Annotated in this window: 19 protein-coding genes; 10 read left to right on the forward strand and 9 right to left on the reverse strand. The window is 64.1% G+C overall.

The window, feature by feature from the left end:
• Positions 1-133: 133 nt before the first annotated feature.
• Positions 134-1,507: an L-serine ammonia-lyase gene (locus tag LCF59_RS11120; RefSeq protein ID WP_292287544.1), complete on the reverse strand. Its 1,374-nt coding sequence runs from the start codon at positions 1,505-1,507 to the stop codon at positions 134-136.
• 184 nt (positions 1,508-1,691) lie between these two features.
• On the opposite strand from LCF59_RS11120, the gene LCF59_RS11125 reads away from it, so the two are divergent.
• The 7 genes from LCF59_RS11125 (at position 1,692) to LCF59_RS11155 (ending at position 8,552) form a co-directional block, all read left to right on the forward strand.
• Positions 1,692-1,868, forward strand: a complete 177-nt coding sequence (locus LCF59_RS11125; RefSeq protein ID WP_292287545.1) for a hypothetical protein — start codon at positions 1,692-1,694, stop codon at positions 1,866-1,868.
• 124 nt (positions 1,869-1,992) lie between these two features.
• Positions 1,993-2,775 carry a ribose-5-phosphate isomerase RpiA gene (gene rpiA, locus LCF59_RS11130; RefSeq protein WP_292287546.1) on the forward strand — a complete coding sequence of 261 codons (783 nt, stop codon included), beginning with the start codon at positions 1,993-1,995 and terminating at the stop codon, positions 2,773-2,775.
• A 232-nt stretch (positions 2,776-3,007) separates the two neighbouring features.
• Entirely contained in the window at positions 3,008-4,450 is a 1,443-nt protein-coding gene (locus tag LCF59_RS11135; RefSeq protein ID WP_292287547.1) for an FAD-dependent oxidoreductase, read from the forward strand.
• Positions 4,451-4,521: 71 nt separating this feature from the next.
• Positions 4,522-5,697, forward strand: a complete 1,176-nt coding sequence (hflK, locus tag LCF59_RS11140; RefSeq protein WP_292287548.1) for an FtsH protease activity modulator HflK — start codon at positions 4,522-4,524, stop codon at positions 5,695-5,697.
• Complete coding sequence (gene hflC, locus LCF59_RS11145; RefSeq protein ID WP_292287549.1) at positions 5,697-6,734, forward strand: protease modulator HflC; 1,038 nt, start codon at positions 5,697-5,699, stop codon at positions 6,732-6,734. Before hflK ends, hflC begins: the two co-directional genes overlap by 1 nt.
• Positions 6,734-6,922: a DUF2065 domain-containing protein gene (locus LCF59_RS11150; protein WP_292287602.1), complete on the forward strand. Its 189-nt coding sequence runs from the start codon at positions 6,734-6,736 to the stop codon at positions 6,920-6,922. The genes hflC and LCF59_RS11150 overlap by 1 nt, the downstream gene beginning before the upstream one ends.
• 235 nt (positions 6,923-7,157) lie before the next feature.
• Positions 7,158-8,552, forward strand: a complete 1,395-nt coding sequence (locus LCF59_RS11155; protein ID WP_292287604.1) for a DegQ family serine endoprotease — start codon at positions 7,158-7,160, stop codon at positions 8,550-8,552.
• 176 nt (positions 8,553-8,728) lie between these two features.
• Here LCF59_RS11155 and prpE read toward each other — a convergent pair whose 3' ends face one another.
• The 3 genes from prpE to LCF59_RS11170 all read right to left on the reverse strand — a co-directional run bounded on the left by prpE (position 8,729) and on the right by LCF59_RS11170 (position 11,879).
• Positions 8,729-10,621, reverse strand: coding sequence for a propionate-CoA ligase PrpE (gene prpE / locus LCF59_RS11160; protein ID WP_292287550.1), 1,893 nt, complete (start codon positions 10,619-10,621; stop codon positions 8,729-8,731).
• A gap of 234 nt (positions 10,622-10,855) precedes the next feature.
• Positions 10,856-11,392 carry a peptidoglycan-binding domain-containing protein gene (locus LCF59_RS11165; RefSeq protein WP_292287551.1) on the reverse strand — a complete coding sequence of 179 codons (537 nt, stop codon included), beginning with the start codon at positions 11,390-11,392 and terminating at the stop codon, positions 10,856-10,858.
• A 73-nt stretch (positions 11,393-11,465) separates the two neighbouring features.
• Entirely contained in the window at positions 11,466-11,879 is a 414-nt protein-coding gene (locus LCF59_RS11170; protein ID WP_292287552.1) for an OB-fold nucleic acid binding domain-containing protein, read from the reverse strand.
• A 170-nt stretch (positions 11,880-12,049) separates the two neighbouring features.
• Here LCF59_RS11170 and LCF59_RS11175 point away from each other — a divergent pair, with 170 nt between their 5' ends.
• Positions 12,050-12,373, forward strand: a complete 324-nt coding sequence (locus tag LCF59_RS11175) for a 2Fe-2S iron-sulfur cluster-binding protein (protein ID WP_292287553.1) — start codon at positions 12,050-12,052, stop codon at positions 12,371-12,373.
• Positions 12,374-12,815: 442 nt separating this feature from the next.
• Here LCF59_RS11175 and LCF59_RS11180 read toward each other — a convergent pair whose 3' ends face one another.
• The 5 genes from LCF59_RS11180 to xseA form a co-directional block, all read right to left on the reverse strand.
• Positions 12,816-13,565: a YebC/PmpR family DNA-binding transcriptional regulator gene (locus tag LCF59_RS11180; protein WP_292287554.1), complete on the reverse strand. Its 750-nt coding sequence runs from the start codon at positions 13,563-13,565 to the stop codon at positions 12,816-12,818.
• Between the two features lie 277 nt (positions 13,566-13,842).
• Positions 13,843-15,558, reverse strand: a complete 1,716-nt coding sequence (locus LCF59_RS11185) for an SLC13 family permease (RefSeq protein WP_292287606.1) — start codon at positions 15,556-15,558, stop codon at positions 13,843-13,845.
• A 108-nt stretch (positions 15,559-15,666) separates the two neighbouring features.
• Positions 15,667-16,566: a DMT family transporter gene (locus LCF59_RS11190; RefSeq protein WP_292287555.1), complete on the reverse strand. Its 900-nt coding sequence runs from the start codon at positions 16,564-16,566 to the stop codon at positions 15,667-15,669.
• The gene (locus LCF59_RS11195; RefSeq protein ID WP_292287556.1) at positions 16,563-17,375 is read right to left on the reverse strand and encodes a TIGR00282 family metallophosphoesterase; all 813 of its coding nucleotides are present in this window, start codon (positions 17,373-17,375) and stop codon (positions 16,563-16,565) included. Before LCF59_RS11195 ends, LCF59_RS11190 begins: the two co-directional genes overlap by 4 nt.
• A gap of 91 nt (positions 17,376-17,466) precedes the next feature.
• A complete protein-coding gene (gene xseA, locus LCF59_RS11200) occupies positions 17,467-19,026 on the reverse strand; it encodes an exodeoxyribonuclease VII large subunit (RefSeq protein ID WP_292287557.1) in 1,560 nt (519 codons plus the stop codon).
• 72 nt (positions 19,027-19,098) lie between these two features.
• On the opposite strand from xseA, the gene purD reads away from it, so the two are divergent.
• Together purD and LCF59_RS11210 are read left to right on the forward strand one after the other, a co-directional pair.
• Complete coding sequence (gene purD, locus LCF59_RS11205) at positions 19,099-20,361, forward strand: phosphoribosylamine--glycine ligase (protein ID WP_292287558.1); 1,263 nt, start codon at positions 19,099-19,101, stop codon at positions 20,359-20,361.
• A complete protein-coding gene (locus LCF59_RS11210) occupies positions 20,362-20,955 on the forward strand; it encodes a LysE/ArgO family amino acid transporter (RefSeq protein ID WP_292287559.1) in 594 nt (197 codons plus the stop codon).
• Positions 20,956-21,031 lie beyond the last annotated feature (76 nt).

A 21,031-nucleotide genomic window follows, 5' to 3' on the forward strand; every position in this document is an offset into this window, starting at 1 on the left:
AGTGCGATTCCGAGTGTGGGACGATCCTGTGTCATACCGAATGCTACCGTTGGTTGTTCGGCCCTGTCAACGTTCTCCTGCGCATTATCGGGGCGGAAACTGTACGGCGCGATTTCCCGCCGATGCGCCTTGTTTAGCAGTTGGGAATGTTCACGGCGAGACCACCAAGAGAGGTCTCCTTGTACTTCTCGTGCATGTCCGCACCGGTCTGACGCATCGTCTCGATGGCCGAATCGAGTGGAACAAAATGATGGCCATCACCCCGCAGGGCGAGGCTGGCCGCCGAGACCGCCTTGATCGCGCCCAGGCCGTTGCGTTCGATACAGGGCACCTGCACAAGCCCTTTGACCGGATCACAGGTCATGCCTAGGTGATGCTCCAGCGCGATCTCGGCAGCGTTCTCGATTTGCTCGGGTGTGCCGCCCAGCACGGCGCACAGGCCCGAAGCGGCCATGGCGCTGGCGCTGCCGACCTCGGCCTGGCAGCCGGCCTCGGCCCCGCTGATCGAGGCATTGAACTTGACCAGCCCGCCGATGGCCGCGGCGGTCAGCAGGAACTCCGGGATGCGCCTGGTCGTGGCCCCCGGCACATGGTCGAGGTAATAGCGGATGGTGGCCGGCACCACGCCTGCGGCCCCGTTGGTCGGGGCGGTCACCACCTGGCCGCCGGCCGCGTTCTCTTCGTTCACCGCCATGGCGTAAACGCTCATCCAGTCGTTGATCGTGTGCGGCGGGCTGAGATTTGTGCCGCGTTCGGCGAGCAACTTGTCATGAATTCCCTTGGCCCGGCGTTTCACGTTCAGACCGCCGGGCAGGATGCCGTCGCTGTGCAATCCGCGATCGATGCAATCGTTCATCACGTCCCAAAGGCGCTGGATCCCCGTCTCCAGATCAGATACCGCGCGGCGAGACAGCTCGTTGGCGCGTTTCATCTCCGCGATTGTCAGGCCAGTGGCCCGGGCCATGTCGAGCATCTCGGTCGCCGATTTGAACGGGTAGGGAACCGGCGCGCCATCCTCCGTGTCCTTGCCCGCGTCCAGCTCCGCCTGCGTCATCACGAAGCCGCCGCCGATGGAATAATACGTCTCTTGCAGGATGGTGTCGCCTTGTGCGTCCGTGGCGCTCAGGATCATGCCATTCGCGTGCCCGGGCAAATTCGGGCCAAAATCGAAAGCCAGGTCGCGTTCGGGGTCGAATCGCAGGGCAGGCAGGCCGTCCGGTGTGACGGTCTTGCTGTCCCTGATGCGGGCGATTGCGGCATCGGCACGGTCGCGGTCGTAGGTGTCGGGGGCAAAGCCTGCCAGCCCGAGGATCGTGGCGCGGTCGGTGGCGTGGCCAATGCCGGTAAAGGCCAGCGAGCCGTGCAGCGACGCCTTCACACCCGCCGCGCTGAATGGCGCGGCCCGCAAACGGTCAAGGAAACGGTTGGCGGCGACCATAGGCCCCATCGTGTGCGACGAGGACGGGCCGATCCCGACCTTGAACATGTCGAAGACTGACAGAAACATTGTGGCGTGTCGCTTTCTTCGGCTGGCGGCGCCGGGCCGCGTGTTTTTTGCGCAGATCTACCCTGTCACTGGCGCATTTGCAGGGATGAAAGCGGCGGGTGGACGTGAAAAAGCGATGCGCTTAAATCTTTGTTCACCCGGTTTCGGCAAGAGTGGATCATCCAAGCTGCCGAACGGACCGCATATGACACTTGTCCTGAACAGAATGGCGTGGGTTGCTGCCGCGCTCACGGTCCTTGCGTGGGCCATGTTGCCGACAATCGTCCGGGCCTACCCGATACTCTTTCCCAAGGCGCCGGTGGTGGACAGCTCCACGCTGCCGCCGGTCCCCTTTCCCGACGGGGCAAAACCCGAACGATAGCGGTCCGCATCGGGCAATGCTGGCCTTATCTTGCTGATCCGCTGCATTGGACTTCGGATTCGGTCTCGCCCATCGCGCCGCAACATTCTATAAGGCCTGCGAACCTGCCCAAGGGAGCTGCCAAATGTCCGGAGAATTGTCGCCCATCGACAAAGCCAAATACACCGCTGCAAAACAGGCGGCGGCCCTGGTCGAGGATGGAATGCGCGTCGGGCTCGGGACCGGATCGACCGCCGCATGGCTGGTGCGCCACCTGGGCGAACGCGTCCGCGACGAAGGCTTGCGCATCAAGGGTGTGCCGACATCGACGCGCACCGCCGAACTGGCCCGCGATGTCGGGATCGAAGTGATCACGCTGGACGAGGCCAAGACGCTCAACCTCACCATTGACGGCGCGGATGAATTTGACGGCAATCTGAACCTGATCAAGGGAGGCGGTGGCGCGCTTTTGCACGAAAAGATCGTGGCGGCGGCCAGCGAAGAAGTGGTTGTTATCGCTGACGCGGCCAAGCAGGTCGGCACGCTGGGGGCCTATCCGCTGCCGATCGAGGTGATCCCCTTCGGCTGGACGACGACACAGATGCTGGTTGAGGAATTGTTGGTCTCGGCAGACGTGATGGGCCGCAAGATCACGCTTCGCCAAAACGGCGACACGCCGTTCCGCACCGATGAGGGAAACCACATCCTGGACCTGCACCTTGTCCGCATCGGCAATGCCCGTCAGCTTGCCATGGCGCTGAACCAGATGCCGGGTGTGGTGGAAAACGGGCTGTTCATTGACCTGTGTGACAAGGTGATCATCGGCTATGGCGATGGACGTGTCGAAACCCGCGACATCAATGAAGGCACGGTAAGCGAAGATCGCATCAGCTTTGCCGACAGTGACAACCTGTTCTCGGACCTCTGACCAGACATCCGGAAGCGGCGCCAGAGCCGTTGTTCAAAGCGAACGCGCCGGGACCCGGTGGTGCTGCTTCATCGGTGCTGGCGTGTCCGGCATCAGGTCAGCCTCCGGCCGCTCACCAGGCAAAGAGCGACACGGGCCAGCGGCGAAACCGCGCGATCCCTCTCTGGCATTCTCTGTCGCCTTGTGAAATATCTGCGTCAAATATCTGCCCCGCAGTCTTAAGGAACGATATATGAGCGATTTCGACTATGATCTTTTCGTGATCGGCGGCGGTTCGGGTGGCGTGCGCGCGGCGCGTGTTGCAGCGGGCGAGGCCGGGGCCAAGGTCGCGCTGGCCGAGGAGGACCGTTACGGCGGCACCTGCGTGATCCGGGGCTGCGTGCCGAAAAAACTCATGGTGTTTGCAAGCGGCTACGGCGACACGATCGAAGAAGCGGCGCATTACGGATGGGACGTGTCGGCTGGCGATTTCAACTGGCAGAGTTTTTCCGGCCACCTGAACACCGAGCTTGACCGCCTCGAAGGTGTCTATCGCAAGCTGCTCGCCGGGTCTGGTGTGACAACCTATGATGCCCGGGCGCGGGTGGCCGACCCGCACACGGTCGAGTTGTCGACCGGTGACACCGTCACGGCCAAGCACATACTGGTCGCCACGGGTGGACGTCCTGTGCGCCCGGAAATGAAAAATGCCCATCTCGGCATCGTCTCGGACGACATCTTCCATCTGCCGGAATTGCCGAAATCCATCCTGATCGTCGGCGGCGGGTATATCGCCTGCGAATTCGCCTGTATCCTGAACGGGCTGGGTGTTGAGGTGACGCAATACTATCGCGGGGCCCAGATCCTGCGCGGCTTCGATGAAGAGGCGCGCGGCTTGATCGCCGAAGAGATGAGCCAGAAAGGCATCGACATCCATACCGGGACCAACATCGTCGAAATGTATCGGACCCCGGACGCGGGACAAGACGGCCCGGCCATGCCGATCGAGCCGCGCCAGTTTGGCGGTGACGAGCCCGAGGACGACGCCAGAGGTGGCCCGATCCGGGTCAAGGCGACAAGCGGCGGGGTGCAGGATTTCGATGCCGTGCTGTTCGCCACCGGGCGGAGGTCCAATACCGATGACATGGGGCTGGAAGAGATCGGCGTCACGCTGGGCCGCAACGGCCAGATCGAGGTCGATGCCTACAGCCAGACCAAGGTGCCGTCGATCTATGCGATCGGGGATGTGACGGACCGCGTCAACCTGACCCCCGTGGCGATCCGGGAAGGCATGGCTTTCGTGGAGACGGTGTTCAACGGCAACCCGACACCGGTGGATCACACACTGATTCCATCCGCGGTGTTTACCCAACCGGAATTCGGCACCGTTGGCCTGACCGAGGAAGCGGCGCGCGATCAGGAGCCGATCGAGGTGTATTGCACGTCTTTCCGACCGATGCACACCGCATTTGCCGGCAAACCGGCGCGCGTGCTGATGAAACTGGTGGTGAGCGCCGCCACCCGCAAGGTGCTGGGCTGTCACATCGTCGCGCCCGGGGCCGGGGAAATGATTCAGATGGCGGGAGTCGCCGTCAAAATGGGTGCGACGAAAGAAGACTTCGACCGCACGGTGGCGGTCCATCCGACGATGTCGGAAGAGATCGTGACCATGCGCAATCCGACGCGCACGGCTTGAATTTCCGAGCGTCGCGCACAGGTACTGGATAGTATCTAACACGACTAGGGTTCCGAGAGGGGAAAGACCAGATGGCAGGTAACAGTGGCGGCCCATGGGGCGGCGGCGGACAAAACGGAGGCAACCGTGGCGATGATCGCCCACGCGGCGGCAACGGGGGTGGGCGTCGTCCCGGCGACGACAATCAGCCACAGATCCCCGAGATAGACGAGCTGATGAAAAAAGGTCAGGAGCGCTTGCGCGTCCTGATGGGCGGCCGCGGCGATGGCGGCGGCACCAATGGCACCGGCGGTGGTGGCGGCGATGGCTTCAAGTTCAACCGCAGCACGATTGGCTTGGCCGCACTCGGCGTCGTGGCGATCTGGGCGTTCTCGAGCTTTTACACCGTGCGTCCGGAAGAACAGTCGGTCGAACTTTTCCTGGGCAAATACTCGTCCACCGGAAATCCCGGCCTCAACTTTGCGCCTTGGCCGGTCGTGACCGCGGAAGTCGTCAATGTCACGTCCGAGCGGACTGAAAATATCGGCGGCGGTCGCGGTGGTGTCGGCGGCGATGGGCTGATGTTGACCACGGATGCGAACATCGTGGACATCGACTTCCAGGTGGTCTGGAACATCAATGATCCGGCGAAACTGCTGTTCAACCTGCGCGATCCGCAGGTGACCGTGCAGGCGGTATCCGAAGCGGTGATGCGCGAGATTATCGCGGCGACCAATCTGGCACCGATTCTCAACCGGGATCGTGGTCTGATCGCGGACACGGCGCGTCAGAACATTCAATCCACCCTGGACGAATACGAAAGCGGGATCTCCGTCGTGCGTGTGAACCTCGACAACGCCGACCCGCCCAGCGAAGTGATCGATGCCTTCCGCGAAGTGCAGGCAGCAGAACAGGAACGGGACCGCTTGCAGCGGCAGGCCGACGCCTACGCGAACCGCGTTCTCGCTGAATCGCGCGGGTCCGCCGCACAGATCATCGAAGTGGCCGAGGGCTATCGTGCCCAAGTCGTCAACGAGGCGATCGGTGAAGCCAGCCGCTTCATCGCGGTTGCCCAGGAATTCAACGAAGCGCCCGAAGTCACGCAGCGGCGCCTCTATCTCGAGACCATCGAGAGAACCCTGGGAGACATCGACAAGATCATGCTTGACGAGGCCGGTGGCTCTGGTGGTGAAGGGGTGTTGCCCTACTTGCCGCTCAACGAACTGCGCCGGTCCGGCCAGACGACCAGCACAGGAGGGTCGAACTGATGCGAAAAACTGCTTTCCTTCTTCCCATTGCCGTGATCGCCATCGTCGGCTTTCTGTCGTCTCTGTTCATCGTGGACGAACGCGAAAAGGTTCTGGTGCTGCAATTCGGTCAGATCAAGCAGGTGGTCGAAGACCCCGGTCTTGGCTTCAAGGTCCCCGTGATCCAGGAAGTGGTCCGCTATGACGGTCGCATCCTGTCGCTCGATACCGACACGATCGAGGTCACGCCTTCGGATGACCGTCGCCTCGTTGTCGATGCCTTCACGCGTTACCGGATTTCCGATGTGGTCCAGTTCCGCCAGGCGGTTGGCATCGGCGGCACCCGCGTTGCCGAAGATCGTCTGTCCTCGGTCCTCAACGCCCAGATCCGCGAGGTGCTGGGCGCCGATCAGGTGACCTCCGACACGATCCTTTCACCTCAGCGGCGTGATCTCGCCCTGCGCATCCGCGATCAGGCGCGCACCAGTGCGGCGGGCCTGGGCCTTGAAATCGTTGACGTAAGGCTCAAGCAGACAAACCTGCCCGAGCAGAACCTGGAAGCCACCTTCGCCCGGATGCGGGCGGAACGGGAACGTGAAGCGGCGGATGAGATTGCCCGCGGTAACGAAGCGGCACAGCGGGTACGCGCCGCCGCCGACAGGACCGTGACCGAAACAGTGTCGACCGCGGAACGGGATGCCAATATCACCCGAGGCGAGGCAGATGCGGAACGGAACCGCATCTATGCCGAAGCCTATGGCAGCAACCCGGAGTTCTTCTCGTTCTACCGGTCTCTTGCCGCGCTCGAACAGTCGATGAACAAGGAAAATTCAACCCTCGTTTTCTCGCCTGAAAGCGGATTCCTCGGTCAGATGTTCTCGGCCATTCGGGCCGAAGGTCTGGGCGAGATCGAGGCACAGGATTTCGACATAGAAAGCCTGCGCGATATGGCACCCGAGGCCACGATCTCGCCCAATCTTCCCGAAGTCGAACGCGAACGGCTCGAGGAAGAGCTCAACGAGAGCGCGCCGACCGAAGAAGAGGATGTGACGAATTGATTGACCTGCTGGTAACAGGCGTTGCCATGGTGCTGATCATCGAGGGGCTGGCCTATGCGCTGGCCCCTTCGCTTATCGAACGCATGCTGGAAGCAATGCGCGACGTCCCGCTTGATCTGCGCCGCCTCATCGGCGTCTCCGCAATCGCCGCCGGCACCGCCATGTTGTGGATATTGCAGGCGCTTTGACCGGGCGCCTCCGGGCAACTGGATCACGATCAAGTCACATGCGCTTGATCCTTGGCTTTCCTGTTTGCGTGTTGCGAATGCGCACCTACATTACATCTGTAAATCGGCTGCGGGTGTCCCCCGTACCCAAGACGCCCGGATAAAGACGAAGGAGCTTCCCTTGACCTCACAGGCAAAAACACTCGAACGGGATCAGGTCACACCAATACGCATGTTCTGGTTGGCCTCCCTGTCGATGATCCTCATTCTTGCGCAATCCCTGTCTGCGCAAGCCCGCGAAAGTTTCGCCGAACTTGCTGAAAAGATCAGCCCGTCGGTTGTCAACATCACCACCTCGACAACCGTGGCGGGGCGCACCGGTCCGCAAGGCATCGTGCCCGAAGGCTCGCCCTTCGAGGATTTCTTCCGCGAATTCCAAGAGCGCAACGGGCCCGGCGACCGGCCGCGGCGCTCCTCCGCGCTTGGTTCGGGCTTCGTGATCTCCGAAGACGGCTATATTGTCACCAACAACCACGTCATCGAAATGGCCGATGAGATCACGATCGAATTCTTCGCCGGCGATGAACTCCCCGCCGAAGTTGTGGGCACCGATCCCAATACCGATATCGCGCTTCTCAAGGTGGAAAGCGACGAGCCGCTGCCCTTTGTCAGCTTCGGCGACAGTGACACCGCGCGCGTTGGCGACTGGGTCATGGCCATGGGCAACCCGCTGGGGCAGGGCTTTTCCGTCTCCGCCGGGATCGTCTCGGCCCGCAACCGCGCGCTCAGCGGGACCTATGACGACTACATCCAGACTGACGCGGCGATCAACCGGGGCAACTCGGGCGGTCCGCTCTTCAACATGGACGGTGACGTCATCGGCGTGAACACCGCGATCCTGTCACCCAATGGCGGCTCCATCGGCATTGGTTTCTCGATGGCCTCGAACGTGGTCACTCGCGTGGTCGATCAGTTGCAGGAATTCGGCGAAACCCGCCGCGGCTGGCTCGGTGTGCGCATCCAGGACGTGACAGAAGACGTGGCCGAAGCACTGGGTCTCGCCTCCGCCAAGGGGGCGCTGGTGTCCGATGTCCCCGAAGGCCCCGCGATGGAAGCAGGCATGCAGGCGGGTGACGTCATCGTCAGCTTTGATGGCCGCGAGGTCGAAGACACCCGTGGGCTGGTTCGCCAGGTGGGCAACACCGCTGTCGGCAAATCCGTGCGCGTTGTCGTCAACCGCGATGGCGAGACCCAGACACTGCTGGTGACCCTGGGTCGCCGCGAAGAGGCCGAAAGCGCTGTGCCCGCCGCGCAGCCCGGCCCGGACGAAGACGCAACGCCCGAAACGATGGACTTGATGGGACTCACGCTGAGCCCGCTGAACTCGGAAATCCGTGAGCAGCTGGAACTGTCGGACAACGCCAAGGGCCTGGCCGTGATGGACGTGGACGAAACCGCGGAGGCCTACGAAAAGGGCCTGCGCGCCGGCGACGTCATCACCGAGGCCGGTCAGGCGCAGGTGCTCTCGGTTGGCGATCTCCAGGACCGGATCGCCGAAGCCCGCGAGGCAGGGCGCAAGTCGATCCTGCTGCTGGTGCGCCGCGGCGGCGATCCCCGCTTCGTTGCGCTGTCGATCACCGAGTCCGATTGAACCGGACTCATTGAAAATTGGCCACCGGGCGCTGTCACGCGCGCCCGGTGGCACGACCGGTCCTTCTTTGTTTTCCAAATATCCCGGGAGTTTGAGGGCAGCGCCCTCAACCGCGCCCCCGGCGCGGCCCTGTCCGGTCACGGAAACGCCGGATGCGGGGACGCATCCGGCCCGCCTCAGCTCTTCGGATAGCCCAAGCCCTGCAACGCCGCGCCGATCTCGTCCAGAATCGCCGGATCGTCAATGGTCGCAGGTGGCTTGAACTCCGCACCATCGGCGATCTTGACCATCGTCGCGCGCAGGATTTTTCCCGACCGGGTCTTGGGCAGACGGTCCACCACGGCGCAAAGCTTGAAGGCCGCCACCGGACCGATCTTGTCACGCACCAGCGTCACGCATTCGCGCACGATCTCCTCATGCGCGCGGTTGACCCCCTTGGTCAGGCAGACAAATCCCATCGGCATCTGTCCCTTGAGCGGATCGCTCACCCCGATCACGGCGCATTCGGCCACATCCGGATGCGCGGCCAGCACCTCTTCCATGCCGCCGGTGGACAGCCGGTGGCCCGCGACATTGATCACGTCATCGGTCCGCGCCATGATGTAAAGATAGCCGTCCTCGTCGATCATGCCCGCATCGCCGGTTTCGTAATAGCCGGGGAAATGCGCGAGATAGGATTTGCGGAACCGGTCCTCGGCGTTCCAGAGATTGGGCAGCGTGCCAGGGGGCAGGGGCAGCTTGACGGCAATCGCGCCCAGCTCGCCCGGCTTCATCGGCTGCCCCGCTTCGTCGAGGATCTGCACGTCGTAGCCCGGCATCGGCACCGCCGGAGATCCGATCTTGACCGGCAATTCCTCGATCCCGACGGGATATCCGGCAATGGTCCAGCCGGTCTCCGTCTGCCACCAGTGGTCATAAACGGGTTTGCCGCTGACGGCCATGGCCCATTCGATGGTGTCGGGATCGGCGCGCTCCCCGGCGAGGTAAATCGCGTTTAGGCAGGAAATGTCGTACTGCTTGATCAATTCGCCCTTGGGGTCGTCCCGCTTGACTGCGCGGAACGCGGTGGGGGCGGTGAAAAAGCTGCGCACGTTGTGCTCGGAGATCACCCGCCAGAACGTCCCGGCATCCGGTGTGCCCACCGGCTTGCCTTCGAAAACCACCGTGGTGTTGCCGTGAATGAGCGGCGCATAGCAGATATAGCTGTGGCCCACGACCCAGCCCACATCCGAGGCCGCCCAGAACGCGTCGCCCGGATCGACATTGTAGATGTTCTTCATCGTCCAGTTCAGCGCCACAAGGTGGCCGCCAGTGTGCCGGATAACCCCCTTCGGCGCGCCGGTGGTGCCGGAGGTATAGAGGATATAGGCCGGGTGGTTGCCCGCGACCGGCACGCAGTCCGCCGGTTCGACACCGTACTGGAAGCCGTGCCAGTCGAAATCATAACCGTCGTTCAGCTTGGCGACTTCCTGCTCGCGCTGGAAGATGACGGTAAAGTCGGGTTTGTGGCTGGCCTGTTTGATGGCCCCGTCCAGCAGCGGCTTGTAATGCACCACGCGCCCCGGCTCGAGCCCGCAGGACGCGGCTATGATCGCCTTGGGTTTGGCATCGTCGATTCGCACCGCCAGTTCGTTGGCGGCAAACCCGCCGAAGACCACGGAATGGATCGCACCCAGCCGGGTGCAGGCCAGCATGGCCTCGAGCGCCTCGGGCACCATCGGCATGTAGATGATGACGCGGTCACCTTTTTCGATGCCCTTGGCCCGCAGCGCGCCGGCCAGGCGGGCCACGCGATTGCGCAGATCGGCATAGGTGATCTTGTGCAATGTCCCGGTGATCGGGCTGTCATGGATGATCGCGACCTGCCCGCCACGCCCGGCCTCGACATGGCGATCGACCGCGTTCCAGCATGTATTGGTCAGGCCGTCGGCAAACCATTCGTAGAGATGCTCTCCGACCTCGAACAGTGCCTTGCTGGGTTTCTGGTCCCAGTCGATGGCCTCGGCCTGCTGCATCCAGTACCCCTCTGGGTCGGATTTCCAGCTTTCGTAAACGTCTTTGTACCCCATCCCGATCTCCTCCTCTTGCGTGTTGCCCCCGGCGTAGGGCGCGGATGCCGCTGCGGCAAGTCTTGGGATCATGCGCGCGGCAGAAGGCCGCAAAACTTTGCAGATATGCCTCATCCGGCTTGCAAACTTTTGCAAAACCCCCGCATTTATGCAGATGGGCAGTATCCATCGCGAGGTTTTGCAAACCTGCAAACCCTTTGATGCAAACTTGCCCGTCGCGCCGAGTCGGATCCGCTAGAGCTGATCGCGCGGAGTTGCCAACAAACCCAGGCCACGTGCCGATTGTATCGAAAGCAGCCCGCTCGGCAAGCCGCGCGCGCTTTGGTAGCGGCGCAGGGCGCGCTTGGTCGGCATATCCATCACGCCGTTGATCGGCCCCCGGTACAGCCCTCGGGCCTCGAGCGCGCGCTGCAGGGTCGAGACGAGGTCGGGCGTCACGGCCTCGGGGCAGGGGGTTTCGAAGATCAGCTTCTCGCGCTCGCGGAGGATCACCTGCGCGGTTTCGGTTCGGAACCGGGCGTGGCTGATCAGGCTGCCATCGGCGGCATGGCGCGCCGGGGCGACCTCGATCTGGCGCGTGTCGGTTTCCAGCTCGGCCGGGGCCACGTCGCGGACCCAGCAGCTATCCGGGGAAACACCGGGGGGCGGGGCGATCTGGGCCGAGGCGAAATCCGGGATCGTGACCTGGTCCGCATCCGCGCCAGGGCCGTGCGGTCCGACACAGCCGGACAGGCCGAATACGGCCAAGGACCACAAGGCCGCGGACCACAAGCCCCGGATCTCTGACGAAGGACGGGTCACTGAAAATGTGCGCCTGCTGCCTGTTTCTCTTTGCCCGAGAGCTTTAGCCTGTTTGCGGCTCCGGCGAAAGCGTCTCTGGTGCCGCGGCAAGAAGCTCATCAAGCAGCGGCGAGATATCCTCGATCTCCTCGGCGATGACATGGATCACGTCGCCTTCGCTTTGCAGCCGCCCCGTGATCCGCAGCATACGCCCCGCGATGACCGCGCGGCGGAACTTTTCATAGATCTTCCGCCAGACGATGATGTTGACCGTGCCGGTTTCGTCCTCCAGCGTCAGAAAGATCACACCTTTCGCCGTCCCGGGCCGCTGCCGCAGGATCACCAGCCCTGCGACCGCGATCCGCGCATTCTCCGGCGGCCCGCGCAGCTGCGAGGCGGTCAGGCAGGACGGGGGGCGCGGCCAACCGGCGTCGGGATATGAGGCAGAGACAATGCGCATGGAACAAAGATAGAACATGGGTGTGGGTGCGCAAGCCCCAACCATGCACAGATGCATGATCTGTCGGGGACCTTCGAAACAGGCCGGTCCCCCGGCATGCGCCGAAAGGATTCGGTGGAAAAAGGGGCTGGCAGCCGCGGCACAGGCAGACTACCTGTGTCACGATCAAAAAGACGGAGTTCGGTGGCATGGCGAAGATCACTTATATTGAGCATGGCGGCACAGAGCATGTCGTGGACGTGGCCAACGGTCTGACCGTTATGGAAGGCGCGCGGGACAACGGCATCCCGGGAATCGAGGCGGATTGCGGCGGCGCCTGTGCCTGTTCGACCTGTCATGTCTATGTGCATCCAGACTGGGTGGAAAAGCTGCCCGCGAAGGAAGACATGGAAGACGACATGCTTGATTTCGCCTTTGAACCGAATCCCGAACGCTCGCGCCTGACCTGCCAGCTCAAGGTGTCGGACGCGCTGGATGGCCTCGTGGTGCAGATGCCCGAAAAGCAGATCTGACAGGGTTCAGGCGCCGCGCCGATCGATGCGCGCCCGGCGTCTGTTGGGGGGCCTTGGCAAGCAAGGTGGCCACACCGGTCGTCGGTATGCGATTCCGCGTGCTGGCGCCTGTGACACGAGACCCCTTGCGTGCAGAGCCGGCACGTCTGCGTGACGTGACGTGGCGAGTTTGAGCGCGGTCACGAATCATCGCACCTGTTGCGCGTATACCTCCAGCCGCCTGTGCGACTGCGGGCACAGGCAAGAGACGGTGCTGGCAAGTGCCGATTGGCGGGACATGTTGCCGTGACATTCGGCGGGATAGCGCTGTCTCGGCGTGTGCCGGGCGCCTATGTGCCGACGGACATAGAGCGCGCGCGGCCCCGTTGAGCGGGAAGCGCCTTCGAAGGCGCTTGACCCGCATTTTCGAAAATGCGGACGGGCGTTCGAACGCCCGTCGCGCTCATGACTCCTCGAGTTGCGCCATGACCTCGTCGCTGGCCTCGAAATTCGTCGTCACCCGTTGCACATCGTCATCGTCTTCCAGCGCATCGACCAGCTTCATCAGCGATTGCATCCCGTCCAGGTCAAGCTCGGTCGTGGTGGTTGGTTTCCAGACCAGCCGCGTCGACTCCGACTCACCCAGATCCGCCTCCAGTGCGGTGGACACGTCGTTCAGGTCCGTGTCTGCACACCAGATCACGTGGCCGTCCTCGCCGCTCTCGACATCCTCGGCACCTGCCTCGATGGCGGCCATCATGATCGTGTCTGCGTCCCCTGCATCGGCGGGGTAGGTGATCTCGCCCTTGCGGTCGAACATGAAACCGACGGATCCGGTCTCGCCCAGATTGCCGCCACTCTTGGTAAAGGTCGACCGCACGGAAGACGCGGTGCGGTTGCGGTTGTCGGTCATCGCCTCGACGATCACCGCGACGCCGCCCGGCCCGTAGCCCTCGTAACGGATTTCCTCGTAATCCTCACCCTCGCCGCCCGACGCCTTCTTGATGGCGCGTTCGATGTTGTCCTTGGGCATGGACTGCGATTTGGCGTCCTTCACCGCGAGGCGCAGACGCGGGTTCTTGTCGGGATCGGGGTCGCCCATCTTGGCGGCGACGGTGATCTCCTTGGAGAGTTTTGAAAACAGCTTGGCCCGCATCTTGTCCTGACGACCCTTGCGGTGCTGGATGTTTGCCCATTTGGAATGGCCGGCCATGATGAACTGTCCTTGCGTTTCGGGTGCCCAGAGATGTGGCGGTCCTTAGCGCAGAAGGCAGGGCGGGAACAAGTTGCCTTTTCACAGCCTGTGTCCGCGCCGTGATTGCGGACCCTTTGAACAATGCGCTGTTTTCGATTTGCGACTGCAGTCCGAGGCCAGCCATGTCACCGTACCGCCCGTTATCCTGCGCCGGGCCGTGGCGCGCCACGGCGGGGATGGGCAAGCGGTTTCGAAACCGCTTGCCAAGGCGCTTCGAAGCGCCTTGGCCCCCGCATCACAGCGGCCAGATCACCGGGATCAGTGTCGAGGCCAGGATCCCCACACTCAGGTTCAGCGGCACCCCGACCTTGAGGAAATCCGCAAACGCGTAGCCGCCGGGGCCATAGACCAGCGTGTTGGTCTGGTAGCCTATCGGTGTCGCAAAGGCGCAGGACGCCGCCACCATCACGGCCACAACCAGCGGGCGAGGATCGAACCCCATGGTCTGGGCCAGACCGATGGCGATTGGCGTAATCACGACCGCCACGGCGTTATTGCTGACCAGTTCTGTCAACACGCTGGTCAACAGGTAGATCAGCCAGACCACGGCCCAGGGGGGCAGGTTCATCAGGTAGGGGGCCATCGCCTCGACGATCATCGTCACCGCGCCTGACGCCTCCAGTGCCGCGCCGATGGCGAGCATGGCAAAGATCAACGCCAGCAACTGCCCCTCGACAAAGGAAAACGCCTCGTCCGAATCGACGCATTTGGTCAGCAGGACCACCGCCACCGCGATGATGGCCAGTGACAGGATCGGGGCCACGCCGAACGCCGCGAGGGTCACCAGGCCCGCCAAGGCGGCAATGGCAACCGGCGCGTGGCTGCGACGATAGGCGCGGGCTGACGGCTTTGCCACATCGACGAGGTTCAGATCCTCTGCCATGCGCTGAATGTCCTCTGGCGCCCCTTCGAGCAGCAGCGTGTCGCCCACGCGGACCACCAGATCATCGAGCTGGCGCCCGATATTCTGATTCCGCCGGTGCACCGCGAGCGGGTAGACACCGTAGCGCCGCCGCAGGCGCATCGCGCCGAGGCGGCGCCCGACCATCTTGCAGACCGGCGTGATCAGCACCTCGACGGTTGTCGTTTCCACCGCCGAAAGCTGATCGACCCGGCGCAGTTCGGGATTGGACTGCAGACTGAGGAGCTCGGTGATATGGGTGCGCAACACCACGCGGTCCCCGACCCGAAGCTCCACCTCGTCAAGGTTGCGCCGCAAGGAGGCATCGCCGCGGATCACGTCGATCAGCCGGACCCCGTCGCGTTTGAAAAGCTGCACGCCCAGCACATTGCGCCCGATCAGGTTGCTGTCGGGCGGGATCACCGCCTCGGTGAAGAATTTCATCTTCGACCGGTCCGACAGCATGGCCGCCATGCTGGTCCGCTCGGGCAGCAGGAACCGACCGACGGCCCAGAGATAGACCATGCCCCAGGCGATCAGCACCACCGCCAGCGGTGTGACCTCGAATATGGTGAACGGCGCTAGCCCCTGCGTGCGGGCAACCCCGTCGACCAGCAGATTGGTCGATGTGCCGATCAGGGTCAACGTCCCGCCCAGGATCGCGGCATAGCTCAGGGGAATCAGCAATTTTGACGGGGCCACGCCCAGCGTCTTGGACAATTGCACGAAAAGCGGCAACATAACCACGACCACGGGCGTGTTGTTCATGAAGGCAGACGCCAGGATAACGACGCCCAGGATTCCCGCCATCGCGGTTCGCGGACGTTTCTCGACGCCCGCCTGGGCGGCGGTGGTGAAGGCGGCCAAGGCCCCGGTGCGCACCAGCGCCCCCATCACAAGAAACATCGCCGCAATGGTCCAGGGGGCCGGGTTGGACAGCACGTCGAGCGCATCGGAATAGGGCAACACCCCTGTCGCCAACAGGAAGGCCACGCCCCCGATGGCCACAACCTCGGTCGGGTAGGCTTCACGCACGAACAGCGCGAACATCACGACCACGGTGCCAAGCGCCAGCAGCGCCTGCGTGGTCTGGTTCAGATCGAACAGCGCTGTGAGCACGTCACACTCCCTTCATGAGCTGGACCGAATGTGACCGGGTTAGGCCGTGGCAACAAGCCCCGCCTTGGGCCGGGGCTGCACCAGAACGACACCGGCCAGCATCAGCGCCAACGCCGCCCAGAACCAGCGCGAATAGCTTTCACCAAGAAAAACCATGGCCCAGGTGACGCCGAAAAGCGTCACGAAATAGGCCACTTGCACGGTAAAGACCGGCCCGGCGCGGCCGACCAGCCAGACGTAGCCCGTGTAAGCCCCCGCGTGCAGTAGCGCAGCGGCCATGATCGCGTGATCGGGTGCCCCCCACGGGCCACGCGGGTCGATGAACTGACCGGACGCAACCGCAAGCGGAAGCGAAATCACTGAACCCAGCAAGGACGCGCCGCACAGGGCCTGAACCGCGTCGAGATCGCCCAGGCCCCAGCGGGCGACGACATTGCTTTCCAGCGCGTAGAACAGCGACGAGATCAGCGCCACGAATACCCACAAGGTCGGAACCGACGCCGGCAGGCTTGCCTCCGGTAGGATCAACAGGCAGATGCCCGCAAAGCCAAGGCTCAGCCCGGCCAGCCTGCGCCGGCAGAACCGTTCGAGCCCGAGGCAAAGCGCGATCGGGAAGGCCAGCATCGGAACTGAACTGAGCAGGATCGACAGCACTCCGGACGGCAGGTGCACTGCCGCCGAATACGATGATATGCCCGACAGAACAGAGCCGATCAGCGCCAGCACGAGATAGAGGGCAAGATCGCGCCGCGACATCGGAAGACCCTTGCCGCGCAGCGCGCAAAGCAACCAGAGAGCGGCACCGCTCAGGCCCAGTTGCCAGAACAGGATGCCGAAATGGCGGTAACCTTCGCTGACGGCGGTCTTCGCAAGAGGCTGCGTTGCCCCCCAGGCCGCGCCGGACAGGACAAGCACCAGAAGCGGGACCGCGCGGGTCATGGGGCGGCTGGCTGCAATCGCCCGCCGTCGCGGATCATGTGGATCGCGCTGGCGACCCCGGTCCGGTCATCGGTCTCGACCAGAACGCCCGACAGGGTCGCGTCGCCAAGTGCAGGCTGGAACCGGCCTTTGCCCATGCCGGTCACGAAACGGCGCATCGGCTCGGTTTTTTCCATCCCGATCACGGAGTTGTAATCGCCGCACATCCCGGCATCTGTCAGGTATCCGGTGCCGCCGGGCAGGACCTGGGCATCGCCGGTGGGCACATGGGTGTGGGTGCCGACGACCAGGCTGGCGCGGCCGTCGCAGAAATGGCCCATGGCCATCTTTTCGGAGGTCGCCTCGCAATGCATGTCGACAAGGATCATCTGTGCCTGCCCGCCCAAGGGGTGCGCCCTGAGCACCGCGTCCACCGCCGAGAAAGGATCGTCGAAGGCGCGTTTCATGAACACTTGTCCAAGCACCTGGAGCACGAGAACCTTGCGGCCGCGCCGGTCGGTGAACATCCGGTGCCCGCGCCCCGGCGCCTGTTTTGCAAAATTCAAAGGTCGCAGGATCCGCGTTTCGCTTTCGATGAAGGACAGCATGTCTTTCTGGTCGAACGCATGATCGCCAAGCGTCAGGCAGTCGACCCCGGCATCGAGCATCAGCTTGGCATGCGCCCCCGACAGGCCGACGCCGCTCGATGCGTTCTCGCCGTTGACGACACAGAAATCCACATTCAGCTGTTGGCGCAGCGCCGGCAGGCGCTCCGTGATCGCGGCGCGGCCGGCGCGGCCCATGATGTCGCCAAGAAAGAGTGTTCTCATACTTTGGGGCTTAGAGCGCGGGTCGGGGTGGGGCAAGAGCCTTCGAAGGCTCTTGCACGCGTTTTCGAAAACGCGTGCCGGTCACCCGGCCTCAAAAAAGAGACCCTTGTTCCGGCGGTTTCGGCTTGGGTTTGGCCGCTGGCCTGGCCCCCGTGGCGGCCGCGGCGCCCAGTTTCAAACGCCCATCGGCAAATTCGATTTCCAGCACGCTGGCGGTCGCAGCGGTTTCTTTGCGGGTGACCACCGCGTCATCGCCGCGCACCACCGCATAGCCGCGCTTCAGTGTTTCCTTGTAGCCCAGGGTTTCGCGCAGCCGCTCCATCGCGTCCAGCCGCGTGCGCCAATCGCGCACCTGCGCCTGGCCCGCACCCGACAAACGCCGCGCCAGTGCCTCGAACCGCTCGCGCCGCGTGGCCAGATCGCGGTTGATCTGGCTCACGTTGAGCCGGTCCGCCCGCCGGGCCAGCGCCTCGCGCTTGGTGTCCACAACGCGCGACAGGCCCGGCGCCAGACGTGACCCGGTCTGGTCATATCGCCGCTGCTGTTCGGCCAGGCCGCGCGACAAAAGCGAGGGCCGGAGCGATGCGGCGGCTTCGATCAGGCGCCCCCGCCGCAGGTCCACCGACCGGGTGAGCGCGCGCGGCAGCCGGTCCGACATCAGGTCCAGCCGCTGCGTGGGCCCCGACAGCAGCATGTCCGGCCGGGGCAGGGCGCGCGCCATGTCGCGCAGACGCTGGTCGCGGGTCTGCATGCGCTGCGATACCGCGCGCGCCATCCGCGCGTGCTGGTCGCCGACCCAGCCCAACAGGTCCAGCCGCACCGGCACCGCGATCTCCGCGGCCGCCGTCGGCGTCGGGGCCCGCTGGTCCGCCACATGGTCGATCAGGGTCGTGTCCGTCTCGTGCCCCACGGCCGATATCAACGGGATCTCCGACGCTGCGGCGGCGCGGACCACGGCGTCCTCGTTGAACCCCCAGAGATCCTCGATGCTGCCGCCTCCCCGGGCCACGATCAACAGGTCCGGGCGCGGCAGGGCGCCACCGGACGTGAGCCCGTTGAACCCGGCAATCGCCTGCGCCACATCCGGCGCGCAGGCGGCGCCCTGCACGGCGACGGGCCAGACCAGGACCTTGCGGGGGAACCGGTCGCGCAGCCGGTGCAGGATGTCGCGGATCACCGCGCCCGAGGGCGAGGTGATGACCCCGATGATATCCGGCAGATAGGGCAGCCTGCGCTTGCGACCGGCGTCGAACAAGCCTTCTGCTGCATAGGCCTTCTTGCGCTTTTCCAGCATCGCCATCAACGCGCCTTCGCCCGCGACGGTCACCTCATCGACATTCAGGTTGTATTTCGACTGCCCGCCGAACGAGGTCATGCGCCCTGTGACGACAACCTCCAGCCCCTCCTCGGGGACCACCGACAGGTTCGACACCTGGCCCTTCCACGTGGTGCAGGCCAACACGTTGCGGTCGTCTTTCACGTCGTAATAGAGGTGGCCCGAGCGTGCGGTGAACACACGCCCGACCTCGCCGCGCACGCGGATGCGGCCGAATGCGCCTTCCAACGTTTTCTTCACCGCCCCCGAGACTTCGGTCACGGAATATTCCGGCAGGTTCTGCCCGGGCCGGGGATCGTCGATCAGGTCTGACATGCAGCCTCGCTTGCGCTTCTCTGGCGGCGATCCTAGAACGCCTGCAACCGAAGGTGAAGACGGAGCGTGCCCATGAATATTCTCATCCTAGGAGGCGGTGGGCGCGAACACAGCCTCGCCTGGGCGGTGATGCAGAACCCCAAATGCGACAAGCTCATCGTTGCGCCGGGCAACGCGGGAATCGCCATGATTGCCGATTGCGCCGCGCTGGACATCGAAAACGGCGGCGCGGTGGCCAGTTTCGCCGTGGAAAACAACATCGAATTCGTGATCATAGGTCCCGAGGCGCCATTGGCCGCCGGCGTCGCCGACCGTTTGCGCGATGCGGGGCTGCTGGTGTTCGGCCCCTCGCAGGCGGCGGCAAAGCTCGAAGCCTCCAAAGCCTTCACCAAGGAAATCTGCGACGCGGCCGGCGCGCCCACCGCCGCCTATGGCCACTTCACCGACGCCGCCAGCGCCAAGGCGTATGTGCACCGCGAGGGCGCGCCGATCGTCGTCAAGGCCGATGGTCTGGCCGCGGGCAAGGGCGTGATCATCGCCGAGACGGTGGCTGAGGCCGAGGCCGCCATCGACGACATGTTCGGTGGCGCCTTCGGCGGCGCCGGGGCCGAAGTGGTGATCGAGGAAGTCATGAGAGGCGAAGAGGCGTCGTTCTTCGTGCTCTGCGATGGCACCGATGTTCTGCCGATCGGCACGGCACAGGACCACAAGCGCGCGGGCGAGGGCGACACCGGGCCAAACACTGGCGGCATGGGGGCCTATTCCCCCGCGCCTGTGCTGACCGACGCCATCGCCGACAAGGCACTGTCAGAAATCATCACGCCGACGATGGAAGAAATGACAAGGCGCGGCACACCGTATCAGGGCGTGCTTTACGCGGGCCTGATGATCGAAGACGGGCAGCCGCGCCTCGTGGAATACAATGTGCGGTTCGGTGATCCCGAATGCCAGGCGCTGATGATGCGTCTGGGCGCGCAGGCGTTTGACCTGATGCACGCCTGCGCAGAGGGACGATTGGCCGAGGCGCGCGTGAACTGGGCCGACGACCATGCCATGACCGTTGTGATGGCCGCCAAGGGATACCCCGGCAGCTATGAAAAAGGCACTCTGATCGGCGGGCTGGACGCGCTGCCCGAGGACAGTTTCCAGATGATGTTCCACGCCGGAACAACGGAACAGGACGGCCGGATCACCGCCAGCGGCGGCCGGGTTCTGAACGCCACGGCACGCGGCGCGACCCTGCAAGAGGCCCGCGACCGCGCCTACGCGATGATCGATCAGGTCGATTGGCCGCAGGGTGTCTGCCGCCGGGATATCGGCTGGAGGACGCTCTGAATGGCGACGGCGCTGGCCGGCTTCGCTCTCGGCTTTTCGCTGATCCTCGCCATCGGGGGGCAGAACGCCTTTGTCCTGCGGCAGGGGCTGATGCGATCGCATGTCTTCGCGGTCTGCCTGACCTGCGCCCTGTCCGACGCCATCCTGATTGCCGCCGGGGTCGCGGGGTTCGGTGCGCTGACCCGGGCCATACCGGGCCTGGAACTGGCGATGCGCCTTTTCGGTGCGGCGTTCCTGATCTGGTACGGCGCGCGCACCCTGCGCAACGCATGGCGTGGCGGCCAGGCGATGCAAGCCTCCGGGGCGGCCGGGTCGCTGCGGCGCGCGTTGCTGACGTGCCTCGCGCTGACATGGCTCAACCCGCATGTTTACCTCGACACGGTCGTGCTGCTGGGCGCGGTGGCGGCGCAATACGAGGACCGATTGAATTTCGCGCTGGGCGCGATGACCGCGAGTTTTGTTTTCTTTTTCTCGCTCGGCTACGGCGCAGGGCTCCTCGCCCCGGTCTTTGCAAGGCCGCGGGCGTGGCAGGCTCTGGACCTTGTCATCGCGCTGGTCATGTGGGCCATCGCGGCAAAACTGCTGCTGATGTGACCAAGGCGCTGTCCTTTTGTCGGCACCGTCACACCCCTGGATGACGCCACCCGCTGCGGGCGTGGCTCTTGACGCC

Origin of the sequence: Marivita sp. (assembly GCF_020055675.1) — a bacterium.
Taxonomy (GTDB): Bacteria; Pseudomonadota; Alphaproteobacteria; order Rhodobacterales; family Rhodobacteraceae; genus Marivita.